The 13,925-nt window shown below is 69.7% G+C and carries 12 protein-coding genes; 3 read left to right on the top strand and 9 right to left on the bottom strand.

The features are described 5' to 3' along the window. The first annotated feature begins 31 nt into the window (after positions 1-31). A complete protein-coding gene (locus tag P5G59_RS09760) occupies positions 32-871 on the top strand; it encodes an oxygenase MpaB family protein (protein WP_301218404.1) in 840 nt (279 codons plus the stop codon). Here P5G59_RS09760 and P5G59_RS09755 read toward each other — a convergent pair. From P5G59_RS09755 to P5G59_RS09745, 3 genes are read right to left on the bottom strand one after another with little or no spacing between them, the layout of a single operon-like run. Further along, positions 868-1,914 (bottom strand): FUSC family protein, encoded by a 1,047-nt coding sequence (locus P5G59_RS09755; RefSeq protein WP_301218402.1) that lies wholly within the window; start codon positions 1,912-1,914, stop codon positions 868-870. The genes P5G59_RS09760 and P5G59_RS09755 overlap by 4 nt on opposite strands. Further along, complete coding sequence (locus P5G59_RS09750) at positions 1,911-4,445, bottom strand: ATP-dependent helicase (protein ID WP_301218400.1); 2,535 nt, start codon at positions 4,443-4,445, stop codon at positions 1,911-1,913. Before P5G59_RS09750 ends, P5G59_RS09755 begins: the two co-directional genes overlap by 4 nt. 58 nt (positions 4,446-4,503) lie before the next feature. Continuing rightward, positions 4,504-5,571: a glycerophosphodiester phosphodiesterase family protein gene (locus P5G59_RS09745; RefSeq protein WP_301218398.1), complete on the bottom strand. Its 1,068-nt coding sequence runs from the start codon at positions 5,569-5,571 to the stop codon at positions 4,504-4,506. 61 nt (positions 5,572-5,632) lie between these two features. On the opposite strand from P5G59_RS09745, the gene P5G59_RS09740 reads away from it, so the two are divergent. Together P5G59_RS09740 and P5G59_RS09735 are read left to right on the top strand one after the other, a co-directional pair. Then, entirely contained in the window at positions 5,633-6,184 is a 552-nt protein-coding gene (locus tag P5G59_RS09740; RefSeq protein ID WP_301218396.1) for a hypothetical protein, read from the top strand. A gap of 37 nt (positions 6,185-6,221) precedes the next feature. After that, positions 6,222-7,013, top strand: coding sequence for a Bax inhibitor-1/YccA family protein (locus P5G59_RS09735; protein ID WP_301218394.1), 792 nt, complete (start codon positions 6,222-6,224; stop codon positions 7,011-7,013). A gap of 71 nt (positions 7,014-7,084) precedes the next feature. On the opposite strand, the gene guaA is transcribed toward P5G59_RS09735, so the two are convergent. The 6 genes from guaA to P5G59_RS09705 all read right to left on the bottom strand — a co-directional run bounded on the left by guaA (position 7,085) and on the right by P5G59_RS09705 (position 13,904). Further along, complete coding sequence (gene guaA, locus P5G59_RS09730; protein WP_175337861.1) at positions 7,085-8,671, bottom strand: glutamine-hydrolyzing GMP synthase; 1,587 nt, start codon at positions 8,669-8,671, stop codon at positions 7,085-7,087. A 37-nt stretch (positions 8,672-8,708) separates the two neighbouring features. Further along, positions 8,709-9,158 (bottom strand): DUF3817 domain-containing protein, encoded by a 450-nt coding sequence (locus P5G59_RS09725; RefSeq protein WP_301218392.1) that lies wholly within the window; start codon positions 9,156-9,158, stop codon positions 8,709-8,711. A gap of 4 nt (positions 9,159-9,162) precedes the next feature. Continuing rightward, positions 9,163-9,960, bottom strand: a complete 798-nt coding sequence (locus P5G59_RS09720; RefSeq protein ID WP_301218390.1) for an SURF1 family protein — start codon at positions 9,958-9,960, stop codon at positions 9,163-9,165. A 56-nt stretch (positions 9,961-10,016) separates the two neighbouring features. Beyond that, on the bottom strand, positions 10,017-11,384 hold the full coding sequence (locus P5G59_RS09715; RefSeq protein ID WP_301218389.1) for a cation:proton antiporter: 1,368 nt from the start codon (positions 11,382-11,384) through the stop codon (positions 10,017-10,019). A gap of 7 nt (positions 11,385-11,391) precedes the next feature. Next, entirely contained in the window at positions 11,392-11,922 is a 531-nt protein-coding gene (locus tag P5G59_RS09710) for a cation:proton antiporter regulatory subunit (RefSeq protein WP_301218388.1), read from the bottom strand. A 167-nt stretch (positions 11,923-12,089) separates the two neighbouring features. Next, positions 12,090-13,904 (bottom strand): glycerol-3-phosphate dehydrogenase/oxidase, encoded by a 1,815-nt coding sequence (locus P5G59_RS09705; RefSeq protein WP_435871251.1) that lies wholly within the window; start codon positions 13,902-13,904, stop codon positions 12,090-12,092. Between the last annotated feature and the right edge of the window lie 21 nt (positions 13,905-13,925).

Genomic DNA, 13,925 nt, shown 5'->3' with positions numbered 1-13,925 from the left:
CCTTCGCAGGCACGGGCGGCACGATGGAGCGATGGGGAACGGCAGAGGCTTCCGGCCGGTCGCGGTGGAGGACATCGCGGCGGAGGCCTTGACGCTCGCCGGCGGCCCGCGTGCGCTGCTGCTTCAGATCGCGCATCCGGGGGTGGGCCGTGGAGTGGTCGACCACAGCGACTTCGCCTCGCGGTTGATGGACCGGTTCGAGGGCACGGTGCTCTACCTCACAGCGACCATGTACGGAACACCGGAGGAGCAGGCGGCGATGCGCCGACTGGTGAACCGGGCGCACGCTCCGGTGAGGGGCGTCGACCCCGCGAGTGGAACGACCTACAACGCTTTCGATCCGGAACTGCAGTTGTGGGTGGCGGCCACCCTCTACCAGACGATGATGGACCTGCACGGGCGGGTCTTCGGGCCGCTCTCGCCGCCCCAGGCCGGGCTTGCCTACCGGGAGCTCTCGCGGGCGCTGTCCAACCTCCAGCTCTCGCACGAACAGTGGCCTGCCGACCGCGCTGCGTTCGACCGCTATTGGGAGGGGATGGTCGGGTCCCTCCGGGTCGATGCCGACGTCCTCGCGGTATCGCGCCAGATCCTGTACCCGTCCGGGGTGTCGTGGTGGATGCGGCCGGGTCTTCCGCTGCTGCGTCTTGTCACCGCCGGACTGCTGCCTCCGGCCGTGCGCGCGCAGTTCCGGCTGGAGTGGGACGCGGCCAGGCAGCGGCGCTTCGACCGAGCGATGCGCTGGACTGCCCGCATCTACACGCGACTGCCGGTGCGGCTCCGGCGCCTCCTCCGGGATCGCTACCTCGCGAAGCTCCGCAGGCTGGTGAGCTCGGCTCCTGCGACGACGAAGGCCCGGCTCGCCGACGGTTAGGCCGGGAGGCCGCGCCTACGCTCGACCAGCCGGGCGAGCAGCACCAGCAGGATGCCGACCGCCGCGCCCAGCACCGTCTCGAGCACACGGTCGACCACGAGCACGGGAAGCGGTGTGGGACTCGCGAGGTGCGAGACGGAGAGCGCGAGCGGGGTGATGAACACCAGCGCCGCCCCGTAGTGCCGGGCGACCAGGATCTCCGCGAAGAACTGGCAGATCACGATGATGCAGATCACGGCGAATGCCGGCGGCGACCAGACGAGAAGCACGGCCGTCACCGCGACGCCGACGATGGTCCCGACGATGCGGTGCAGCGAGCGCGAGATCGAGTGCGCGGCGCGGGCCGGAGGGATCACCGCGACGACGCTGACGACGGCCCAGTAGGCATGGCCGAAGCCGAACAGCAGGGCGATTCCGCCCGCGATGACGACGCCGAGGACGTTCTGCCCGACCGTGAGCCAGACGCGCGGATCGCGCAGCGCCGCGATGTCGAGCGCCGGGCGGCGGCGGAGCTCGGTGACCAGCCGCCAGCGGGCCAGCACGCCGCGCTCGATCCCGGGGATCCGCCGGATCGCCCACCCCGACATCGTGAGCAGCCACGCGAATGCGGCGGCGGCCGCGGCGATCCCGAGCCGGGGAAGCGCCTCCGCGGCCGGGGTGGGCACCGCCGCGCACACCAGCAGCGCGAAGACGAAGAACAGCGCCTGCGGCGGCATCATCTGGAAGACCGTCACGAAGAGCGTCCCGCCGCCGACGACGATCACGAGCGCGAGCGCGACCAGGGGCAGAGGCTCGCCCAGCACCGCGAGCCCCGTTCCTGCGGCGATGCTGAGCAGCAGGGCGATCGCCGCGACGGTCAGCGTGCGGATGCGCAGCCGGTACGGCTCGTTCCGGCCGTACAGCGCGGTGAACGCGCCGAAGGTGGCATACGCGGTCAGGTCGAGCCGGCCCAGCGCGAACAGGGTGAACAGCGGAACCGCGACGGCGAGGGCGGCACGGAGCCCGACCTCGAGGTTGCGCGGCGCGGAGGCGTCCGCCCTCACAGCTTGTCGATCGGGGCGATCTTGATGAGGAGCTTCTTCGCGCCCACCTTCTCGAACTGCACGTGCGCGACGCGCTTGGCGCCCTGTCCCGTGACCTGTGTGACGCGGCCGTCGCCGAAGTCGGCGTGCCGGATGCGGTCTCCCGGCGCCAGCTCGAGGTCGCCGTTGTCACGCACCTTGCCCGTGACACGGTTGGGCCACTCCGCCTTCGGCCGCTCCTGGCGGAACGGCGCGGCGGCGAGGCTGTCGTTCCAGCCGGAGCCTCCCGAGCCGCCGGAGCCGGCACCCAGACCGGGGCGGCGGGCGTTCAGAGCACGCGACTGGGTGCCACCGCGGCCGTTCGCAGACCCCGGAGACTGCCGCCACTCGATCAGATCGGCGGGGATCTCTTGAAGGTACCGACTGGGCATCGCGACCGCGGTCTCGCCGAACTGCGCCCGCGTCATCGCCAGCGACAGGAACAGGCGCTTCTTCGCCCGCGTGATGCCGACATAGAACAGCCGACGCTCCTCGGCCGGCCCTCCCGGCTCGTTCGCCGACATGCGGTGCGGGAGCAGGTCCTCCTCGATCCCGGTGAGGAACACGGCGTCGTACTCGAGGCCCTTCGCGGTGTGCAGGGTCATCAGCGAGACCGCGCCGCTGGAGTCATCGATCTCGTCCGCGGCGGCGACGAGCGACACCTCGGTGAGGAAGTCGACCAGAGTGCCGTCAGGGTTGTTGCGCGCGAACTCGCGCGTCACCGCCACGAGTTCGTCCACGTTCTCCGCACGCGCCTCGTCCTGCGGGTCGCGGCTGTTGCGCAGCGTCTCGATGTAGCCGCTTCCGTCGAGCAGGAAGGTCAGCACATCCGCGACCGGGGAGACCCCGGCCGGGTTCGACGGGTCGATCTTGGCCGCCGCCTCGTCGAGCAGGCCCGACAGCTGAAGGATCGCGTTCGTCACCTTCGGGCCGAGACCCAGGGAGGCGGCGTCGCGCATGGCGGCGCGGAACGTGAGCCCGTTGTCCTCCGCGTAGCTCGCCAGCTGCGTCTCCGTCGCCGGGCCGATCCCGCGCTTCGGCGTGTTCAGGATGCGGCGGAGCGCGAGCATGTCGTCCGGGTTGGCGACCGTGATCAGGTACGCCATGGAGTCCTTGATCTCGGCGCGTTCGTAGAACTTGGTGCCGCCCATGACCTTGTAGGGCAGCGCCGAGCGGATGAAGATCTCCTCCAGTGCACGGGTCTGGGCGTTGGTGCGGTAGAACACCGCGATGTCCTTGTAGGCCATGCCCGCGCCGTGCAGCTTCTCGATCTCGTCCGCAACGAACTGCGCCTCGTCGTGGCCCGAGTACCCGGTATAGCCGATGATCTTCTCGCCATCGCCGACGGCGGTCCACAGCTTCTTGTCCTTGCGGTCGAAGTTGTTGGCGATGACGGCGTTGGCGGCGCTCAGGATGTTCTGCGTCGACCGGTAGTTCTGCTCGAGCAGCACGACCTTCGCACCCGGGAAGTCGCGCTCGAACTCCACGATGTTGCGGATGTCGGCGCCTCGGAAGGCGTAGATCGACTGGTCGGAGTCGCCGACGACGGTCAGCGACGCGCTCGGGATGACGCCCGCCGCGTCGCGGAGCGGACGGACGTTGCGGCCGTGCGACTCCAGGTCGTCGACGATGTCGGGGGCGACCGGCATCGTCAGCTCGCGGATGAGCGAGTACTGGGCGTGGTTGGTGTCCTGGTACTCGTCGACCAGGATGTGACGGAACCGGCTCTGATAGAGCGCCGCCACCCGCGGGAAGGCACGGAACAGGAACACCGTCTCGGCGATGAGGTCGTCGAAGTCGAAGGCGTTGGCCCGCCGGAGCTCCCGCGTGTACTGCCGGAAGATCTCGAGGAACATCACCTCCTGCGGATCGCTCAGGTTGGCGGACCGCGCGAACGTCTCCAGGTCGGTCAGCTCGTTCTTGAGTTTGGAGATGCGGTTCGCCGCACCGCCCACCGTGAAGCCCAGCGTGTCGGCGTCGAGCTCCTTGATGATCCGCTTGAGGAGGGCGCGGGTATCACCGGAGTCGTAGATCGTGAAGCTGGCGGTCTTGCCGATGGTCTCCGCCTCGCGGCGGAGGATGCGGACGCAGGCGGAGTGGAACGTCGAGATCCACATGCCCTGCGCCTTGCCGCCGAGCAGCTGCTCGACGCGCTCGCGCATCTCGTTCGCGGCCTTGTTCGTGAAGGTGATGGCAAGGATCTCGCTCGGCCACGCCTCACGGCTCTCGATGAGACCCGCGATGCGCCGGGTGAGCACGCTGGTCTTACCGGAACCGGCGCCGGCCACGATGAGCAGGGCCTGCCCGCGATACTCGGCCGCCTCCCGCTGCTGCGGGTTGAGCCCCTCGAAGAGGCGCTCGCTCGGGCCGCGCCAGCGTCCCCCCGAGCCGCCGTCACCGCCCGCCGCCGAGCCGGCGCGCGCGGAGCCGTCGCCACCGTCGCCCTGCCATCCGTCCAGGATGATCGGTACGGAGGAAGGGGTGGTCTGCGGGGCGTCGGGGAGGCTCGTCATGCTGAAGACGATTTTAGTCGCTGCCACCGTCATTCGGCCGGGAGCGGGGCGATCGGCCTCAGCGGCCGTCGCGGACGGCGACCGCGAGGTCGGGATGATCGGCGAACACGCCGTCCACCCCGGAGTGGAGGAGGATCGAGAAGAAGCGTCGCCAGTCGCCCCAGTCGGAGTCCGCGCCGGGAGTCCGGAACTCCTCCGGAAGCATGCCGTTCTCCGGGCGAAGCGTCCAGCAGAAGACCGCGAGGCCCGCCGAGTGCGCGAGGTCGACGAGGTCGGAGGTGACCGCGCCGACATCGGCGGCGTCCTCCTCGCCGAACAGGGCGACGGACACCGAGCCCGAGGACAGCACCTGCGCGGTCTCCACGCTGATGCCGTCCACGCGTTCCGCCGCCGACCGCGCGGCGGAACCGAGGGCGTACAGCCCGCGGAGACTGAGGTCGGTCTCGTAGCCGGGAGCCGCAGAGCCGAGCGCGGCGACGCGGTCTGCGGGAGCGCCGGAGTCCTCCAGCAGGTAGACCCGGCGACCGCGGAAGCCACGCTCGTGCAGGCGGGTGAGCACCGTGTGCTCGAAGCTCTCCACCACGACACCGGCGCGGTCCGTCCAGCCGGCGTCGGCGAGCTCGGCGAGGAACAGCTCGTCCAGCGGGTAGCCCGCCGCGTCGAAGTAGGTGGCGTGCTTCAGCTCGGCCACGAGCCCTGGCGCCTGCGGACCGGCGTCGCCCGTCCGGTCGATCAGGTCGAGGAGGTCGCGCAGCCGCAGCAGCGGGTAGTGGTCGTCGAACGTCGAGCTCGGCTGGCGCAGGCCCGGGATGCGCTCCCGCGCCCTCAGCGTCGACAACTCGTCCCAGGTGAAGTCCTCGGTGAACCACCCGGTGAGCGGCGACCCGTCGACCTCCTTGGTCGTGCGGCGATCGGCGAACTCGGGGTGACCTGCGACATCCGTGGTGCCTGATATCTCGTTCTCGTGCCGCAGCACGAGGACGCCGTCCTTCGTAGCCACGACGTCCGGCTCGACGGCGTCGGCCCCGAGCCGGAACGCCAGCTCGTACGACGCCCTGGTGTGCTCCGGCCGGTAGCCCGGCGCCCCACGGTGGCCGATCACCACGGGAGCCGTTCGAGCGCGCATGGCCCGATCCTAGCGGCGGCGCGTCCCCGCACCGGGAGCCGCGGGGTGCCAGAATCGACGCGTGTCCGCCGACCCGAACCCGTCGCCGTCACGGTGGAGGGAGCCCGCCTCCCGGCTCCCGCTGCGCTGGGGCGCCTACCGTCCACGACTGGTCGCCGGCCTGGCGATGCTGTTCGTCGGAACCGCCTGCGTGCTCGGCACGACCGCGTACAGCCTCCCGCTGCTCCTCGTCGGGTCGCTGATGCAGCCCGCGGGGTGGGCCGTCCTCCCGTCCACCATCGGCCGGAGGGTCGCCGTGCCCGTCCCGGTGCTCGGTTTCACCTGGCTCATGCTCGGCGGATCCGGTTTCGCGTGGTGCTACGCCGTCGCCCTGGCGGCCTGGCTTTTGGTGCGGCTGCGCCCGCTCCCCTCCTTCGCGGTCCTGCTGCTGCCGATCCTGTGGAGCGTCGCCCTCCCACGGTTCGTGCACGACTACCAGCAGGGGTGGATCACCATCCTGACCAGCACCGCGGTCATCGTCGCGGCCGCCTGGCTGGCCCGATGGATCGCCGTCCGATTCGATTCATGGCAATCTGTCAGAACTCTCAGAAAAGAAAACAGTAGATTGGACTGAAGAAGACCACACCCGGTCCCTTTAGAACGAGGAGCTCATGGCACTCACCAACCCGGCCTTCTCCACCAACCCGGCGTTCTCCAACAACGGTCAGGCCGCGACCGCGACCGCCGAGAACCTGGAGCAGATGTACCAGGCGCCGTCCGCGACGGCGGTGGACACCGACCGGATGACGGTCGAGGACACGATCACCAAGACGGCGATCTGCTTCGTCCTCCTGCTCGCGGGCGCCGGCGTCGGCTGGTTCGTCCCCGTCCTCGCCATCCCGGCCGCGATCATCGGTTTCGTCCTCGCGCTCGTCAACATCTTCAAGAAGCGACCTGTCCCCGGTCTCGTGCTCGGCTACTCGGCCGCACAGGGCATCTTCCTCGGCGCGATCTCGATGTTCTTCGAGTCGCAGTGGTCGGGCATCGTCATCCAGGCGGTCATCGCGACCTTCGCCGTCGTGGGAGTGACGCTGGCGCTGTTCGCCTCCGGCAAGATCCGCGCGTCCGCGAAGGCCACCAAGATCTTCCTGATCGCGATGTTCGGCTACCTCGCCTACTCGCTGGTCAACGTCGTCCTGATGTGGACCGGCGCCACCAACGGCGCGTTCGGCCTCAACAGCGTCGAGCTCGGTAACACCGGCATCAAGCTGGGCCTGATCATCGGCGTCCTGGTCGTCCTGCTCGGCGCCTACTCGCTGGTCCTCGACTTCGACGCGATCAAGCAGGGCGTTGCCAACCGCGCCCCGCGCATCTACGGTTGGTCCGGCGCCTTCGGCATCATGGTCACGGTCATCTGGCTGTACCTCGAGATCCTGCGGATGCTCGCCATCTCGCGCGACTGACGACGCCGCGCAGTAACGCAGAAGGCCCGGGATGCTCGCAGCATCCCGGGCCTTCTCGCGTCAGGGGAGGGTCACTCCCACTCGATGGTCCCCGGCGGCTTCGACGTGACGTCGAGCACGACGCGGTTGACGCCGTCCACCTCGTTGGTGATGCGGTTCGAGATCTTCGCCAGAAGGTCGTACGGCAGGCGGGTCCAGTCGGCCGTCATGGCGTCCTCGCTGGACACCGGGCGCAGCACGATCGGGTGACCGTAGGTGCGGCCGTCGCCCTGCACGCCCACCGAGCGCACGTCGGCCAGCAGCACGACCGGGCACTGCCAGATCTCCTGGTCGAGGCCGGCGGCCGTCAGCTCGGCCCGGACGATGGCGTCGGCGTCGCGGAGCAGGTCGAGGCGCTCCTGCGTGACCTCGCCGACGATGCGGATGCCGAGGCCAGGACCCGGGAACGGCTGGCGCGAGACGATCGCCTCGGGGAGCCCGAGCTCGCGGCCGATGGCGCGCACCTCGTCCTTGAACAGGGTGCGCAGCGGCTCGACGAGCTCGAACTGCAGATCCTCCGGCAGGCCGCCCACGTTGTGGTGGCTCTTGATGTTCGCGGTGCCCGTGCCGCCGCCCGACTCCACCACGTCGGGATAGAGCGTGCCCTGCACGAGGAAGCGGATCGGGTCGCCCTCGCTCGCGGCCTCCGCGATCAGGTCGGCCTGCGCCTTCTCGAACACGCGGATGAACTCGCGGCCGATGATCTTGCGCTTCGTCTCCGGGTCGCTGACGCCGGCGAGCGCGTTCAGGAACTGCTCCTGCGCGTTCACGGTCACCAGGCGCACGCCCGTGGCGGCGACGTAGTCCTCCTCGACCTGGCGCGCCTCGTCCTTCCGGAGCAGGCCGTGGTCGACGAACACGCACACCAGCTGGTCGCCGACGGCCTTGTGCACGAGCGCGGCGGCGACCGCGGAGTCCACGCCTCCCGAGAGCGCGCAGATGACGCGGCCCGAGCCGACCTGCGCCTGGATGGCGGCGACCTGGTCGGCGATCACGTTGCCGCTGTTCCAGTCGGCCGGGATGCCGGCGGCGCGGTGCAGGAAGTTCTCCAGCACGGCCTGGCCGTAGGTGGAGTGCTTCACCTCGGGATGCCACTGCACGCCGTACAGGCGACGCTCGTCGTTCGCGAACGCGGCGACCGGGGTGCCGTCGGTCGAGGCCAGCACCTCGAAGCCCTCGGGAGCGCGGGAGACCGAGTCGCCGTGGCTCATCCATGCGGTCTGCTCGGCCGGCTGACCGTCGAGGAGGACGCCGGAGTCGGAGATCCGGACGGCGGTGGAGCCGTACTCGCGCTGGCCGGTCTTCGCGACCTCGCCGCCGAGCGCCGTCGCCATCACCTGGAAGCCGTAGCAGATGCCGAGCACCGGGACGCCGAGGTCGAAGATCGCCTCGTCGAGCCGCGGCGCGCCTTCCTCGTACACCGACGACGGGCCGCCGGACAGCACGATGCCGGACGGGTGCTTCGCCGCGATCTCGGACGCCGTCACGGTGTGCGGCACGATCTCCGAGTACACGTTCGCCTCGCGGACGCGGCGGGCGATCAGCTGCGCGTACTGCGCACCGAAGTCGACCACGAGCACGGGCCCGGACGGGTTGGCGGAGTCTGCCCCGCCCAGCATGTCGGTGAACGCAGCGTCTGCACTCATGGAATCTCCGCTAATTTGTCGCCTCCACGGGTATCACGGATTCGGCCTCGCGGCCGGCCAGGTAGGTCTTCACCTGCTTGCTGATGCGCGCCTCCACGAAGAACGACAGGAACGGCACGACGCCGCCGAGGGCGATCGTGACGAACTTCGTGAACGGCCAGCGCATGAGCGACCACAGGCGGAAGTCGGAGATCAGGTACACGACGTACAGCCAGCCGTGCGCGATCAGGATGCCCGTGCTCAGGTCGACGCCGGTCGGCGCCACCGCGGTCTGCACGGGGACGAAGGTGAGGACGCCGTAGTTGCTGAACGCGAACAGCTGATAGCCGAGCCCGTACTTGACGATCATCTCGGCGCACAGCAGGAGAAGCATGATCCCCGTGACGTACGCGAACACCTGGTAGAACCGGAGCGCCCCGCGGATCTTCGGGAAGTCTTCGAGCTTGGGAGCGAGGGGCATGCGGCTATTCTAGGCGCTCGGCCTGCACGTTCCCCGCGGTCTGAGCCTCCTGCGCTTCGAGCTCCCGCAGCTCGTCCTCGCGCTCTTTCGCGTCCCGTACCAGCCGGTACCAGAGGAAGACCGCGAAGCCGGCGAAGATGATCCACTCGACGGCGTAGAACACGTTCAGCCAGTTCAGCTCGGTCTGCGCGATCGGGGGCGGGGAGTCGATCTGCACGAGCCCGGCCGGGGCTCCGCGCTCGACGACGTACGCGGCGTAGACGTCCACGCCGTCGACGCCCGTCCAGAGGTTGTAGAGCTGGCCGACGCCGAGGCTCTTCATCGCCGTCGGGTCCGACTTGTCGGGCACCTGCGGCTGCTCGTCCGGCAGGATGCGGCCGACGACCCGCTGCGGATCGGCCGACTCGTTCGCCAGCCGGGCCATCGCGGCCTTCGCACTCGCCTCATCCGGTGCCCAGCCACGGGCCACGGCGAGCGCGACAGGCTGCCCGTCGCGCTGCAGGGTCAGATGACCGACGACCCACCAGCCCGAGCGGCCGTCGTTGAGGCGGCCCTCCAGCAGCTGGTAGTCGCCGGGCACGAACGCCCCGGTGAACTCGACCAGCTGCCCGACCGTGGCGTCCCGCAGAGGGGACGACGGCGCGGCCACCTTCGCGAGCGGCAGGACGGTCTCCGTCGGCGCCTCCACGGCCTTGCCCGACTCCACGGCGCGCTCCAGCTGCCACTGGCCGAGCCAGGCGAACCCGGCGGCGAGGAGCAGCGCGAAGATCAGCGCGCCGATCCATCGCGGGCGCAGCATCATCTGGAAGAGGGTGGTCTCGCCGGTCGCCGGTGTGCCTCCCGTGGTCGTGTCGATGGTCAGTCCCGTTCCCGTTCGCCGCTCAAGTCGTCCTGCATGGCCCGCTCGACGATACGGTCCACGGCCTGCCGTGTCTCGTCCGCGCTCGTCCCCTCGCGGCGCGCGTCGGAGTCGAGGTCGGCGGTCGCGGCCTCGACGAGCGCGATCTCCTCGTCGAGCATGGGATCGCGCGTCTTCTTCTTCCGTTCGCGCCGGCGTTTCGGGCCGGTCCGTAGGATCATCGCACCGATCCTCTCGGAGTTCGCTGCGAGGATCGGGCCCAGCACCGCCATGATCAGCACGTACAGTCCGGCGAACGGCTGGATGCGTTCGTCGAGCCCGGCCGCGAGCGACAGGGTCGCGAGGATCAGCGCGAACTCGCCGCGGTTCTGCAGGATCACCGTGGTGTTGATGCCGGCCTGCACACCGAAGCCGTTGATCCACGCGACGAACTGGCCGGCGGCGATGTTGAGCACGATGGTCAGCAGCACGGCGACCAGCACCGGCACGAGCACCGACGGGAATTTCGCCGGGTCGAGGGCGAGGCCGAAGTTCAGGAAGAAGAACGCGGCGAAGACATCCCGCAGCGGGATGGCGATGTGCTCGATCTTGTTGCGGTACTTCGTCGCGCCGAGCACGAGGCCGATGAGGAACGCCCCGATCGCGTCGGTGACGCCGATGATCTCGCCGAGACCGGCGAACAGCACCGCGAAGCCGAAGAACAGGATCGTGAACAGCTCGTCGTCCTTGGTGCGGAACAGCCGCGAGACGAACCGGCCGCCCCAGCGGGCGATCGTGAACATGACCACGAGGAACGCGAACGCCACCGCCAGCTTGCCCACGACCGGCCAGAAGTCGGTCTCGCCGCTCAGCACCACCGAGACGATCGCCAGGTAGATCGCGATGAAGATGTCCTCGACCACGGTGACGCCGAGGATCATGGGCGTCTCGGTGTTGGCCAGCCGGCGGAGCTCGATGAGCAGCTTCGTCACGATCGCGGAGGACGAGGTCGCCGTCATACCGGCGATGATGAGCGCCTCGCGCGTCCCCCAGCCGACCATGAAGCCGAACACCAGCCCGACCCCCATGTTGATGAGGATGTACGAGCCGCCCGAGACGATGAGCTTGCCGAAGTTGCCGAAGAACTCGTCCTGGTCGAACTCCAGGCCCAGGTTGAACAGCAGCAGGATGAGCCCGAAGATCGCGATGAGCTCGATGTAGTGGCTCTCGAAGTTGAGCGGGAACCAGCCGGTGTGCGGGCTGGCCAGCAGTCCCACGAGCATGTAGACGGGGATCGCGGGGAGACCCACCAGCTTGCCGAGGCGCCCGAGCACGTACGCGACGAGCAGGAGGATGCCGAGAACGATGAGGTCTTCGCCGAGATGCATCGGAGGATCAGCCCCCCGGCGGCGCGTCGGCGGCGACCCGTGCAGCGACCTCGCCGGTGCGGAAGAAGGAGAACGCCTTCGCGACCTTCTCCGGCGTGCCTGCGACGACGAGCGTGTCGCCGGGGAACACCTTGAAGTCGGGGGCGGGCGCCGGGTTGGCGGAGTCCCCGCGGACGACCGCGACGACCGTGAGGCCGACGAAGCCGCGGTCGCCGGGGGCGCCGAGCTGCTGGCCGGCGATGTAGTCGTCGTAGTCGACGGTGAACCAGTCGATGCTCAGCCCCGGGATCTGGTCGAGGGCGGTGAGCGTCTCGGTGATCTGCGTGCCGCCGAGGAGTTCTGCGAGCGTGTGCGCCTCATCCTCGTTCAGCCGGAGCGACACCTTGGTCACGTCCGTGCCGTCCTCGTGGTCCGAGAAGGTGATCAGGTCGCTGTGCCCCGAGCGATGCGCGATGACGCCGACTTTGCCGCCATCGTCGGTCACGAAGGTGTGCAGCACCCCGACCCCGGGCAGCTTGACCCGTCGAACGTCAACCATCAGCCGTCTCCATCCGCCGGGTTCTCCGGCATAAGGGGGGTGAGGTTCCAGTCTACCGGAGGCGCGGCGGCCCCTATTTGGCCGGGCACGACTGCGGCGTCCTGGAACGTCCGCGGCGGTTCGCCCGCGCGCGGTCGTTCCGGGACGCCGCAGTCGGTGTCGGGAGGTCAGCCCTTGGCGGACGTCTTGGCGCGCTTCGCGGCGGCGGCGTCCTCCTCGACGATGTCGGGCGCCTCCAGGCGGATGCGCTCGGCGGACTCGTCGTCGGGCTGAAGCTGGCTGCCGCGCTCGGCCTCCACCCGCTTCAGGTAGGTGCGCACCTCGCGCTCCTCCCGCTCCTTGTCCCAGCCGTGCACCCGCGCCATCAGCGCCGCGGCGACGGGGGCGGCCGACACGCCGCGGTCCCACGCCTCGATCGAGATGCGGGTGCGGCGGGCGAGCACGTCCTCCAGGTGCAGGGCTCCCTCATGCGTGGCAGCGTAGACGACCTCCGCACCGACGTAGTCGTCGGCGCCGGGCAGCGGGTCGGCCAGCGACGGATCCTCGCGGATGAGCGCCAGGATGTCCTCCGCCATCGTGCCGTACCGGTTGAGCAGGTGCTCGATCCTGGCGACGTGGAGGCCGGTCTCCTTCGCGATGCGACCGCGGCGGTTCCAAGCGGCCCGGTACCCCTCCGCTCCGACCAGGGCGATGTCCATCGTCGCCGACTCGGGGATCTTGCCGTCGATCGCGCTGACGGCCGCATCCACCGCGTCCTTCGCCATCACGCGGTAGGTGGTCCACTTGCCGCCCGCGATGACGACGAGACCCGGCACCGAGTGCGCGACCAGGTGCTCGCGCGACAGCTTCGACGTCTGCTCGGACTCCCCCGCCAGCAGCGGCCGCAGCCCGGCGTAGACGCCCTCCACGTCCTCTCGGGTCAGCGGCACGTTGAGCACCTCGTTGACGTGCGCCAGCAGGTAGTCGATGTCGGCGGCGGTCGCCGCAGGGTGCGCTTTGTCGAGGTGCCAGTCCGTGTCGGTCGTGCCGATCAGCCAGTGCCTGCCCCACGGGATGACGAAGAGCACGCTCTTCTCGGTGCGCAGCAGCAGACCCATCTTCGACTGGAAGCGGTCCCGCGGAACGACGAGGTGGATGCCCTTGGACGCACGCACCTTGAACTGTCCGCGCTCGCCTACCATCGACTGGGTGTCGTCGGTCCACACGCCGGTCGCGTTGACCACCTGCTTCGCACGGATCTCGAACCGCTCGTCGGTCTCGAGGTCGTGCGCACGGACGCCGACGACGCGCTCGCCCACCTTGATGAAGCCCTCGACGCGGACCCGGGACGCGACGTGCGCGCCGTAGTGCGCCGCCGTGCGGACCAGGTTGGCCACGTACCGCGCATCGTCCACCTGCGCGTCGTAGTAGGTGATGCCGCCGACCAGGGCGTCCTTGTTCATCGACGGGATCGCGTTCAGCACCTGCCGCTTGCTGAGGTGGCGGTGGTGCGGGACCCCCGGAGGACGGCCTCCGGTGTACGAGAAGATGTCGTACAGCAGCATGCCGGCGCCGATGTAGAACCGCTCCCAGACCCTCTTGTGCAGCGGGTAGAGGAAGCGCACCGGCTTCACCAGGTGCGGCGCAATGCGCTGCAGCAGCAGCCCGCGCTCGATGAGTGCTTCGCGCACGAGCCGGAAGTCGAGCTGCTCCAGGTAGCGGATGCCGCCGTGCACGAGCTTCGACGAACGGCTGGAGGTGCCGGAGGCGAAGTCGCGCGCCTCCACCAGGCCCGTCGTCAGGCCGCGCGTCGCCGCGTCGACCGCGGACCCCGCGCCGACGATTCCGCCGCCGACCACCAGGATGTCGAGCTCGGTGTCCTTGAGCGCCGCGATCGCGGCGGCCCGCTCGGCCGGACCGAGTCGCGACGGGTACGTCACGGCCGGGTTCGACGCGGGGGTGGCGTGCCTGTCCCCACCCGGAGCCGATTGGGATACGGTCATCGTTCTCTCCCTCCCCGGCCG

The sequence above is a fragment of the Leifsonia virtsii genome, assembly GCF_030433675.1.
In the GTDB taxonomy this organism is placed as follows: Bacteria; Actinomycetota; Actinomycetes; order Actinomycetales; family Microbacteriaceae; genus Leifsonia; species Leifsonia virtsii.
The sequence above is the reverse complement of the archived record's forward strand: the minus strand, read 5'-3'. Positions and strand labels throughout refer to the sequence as shown.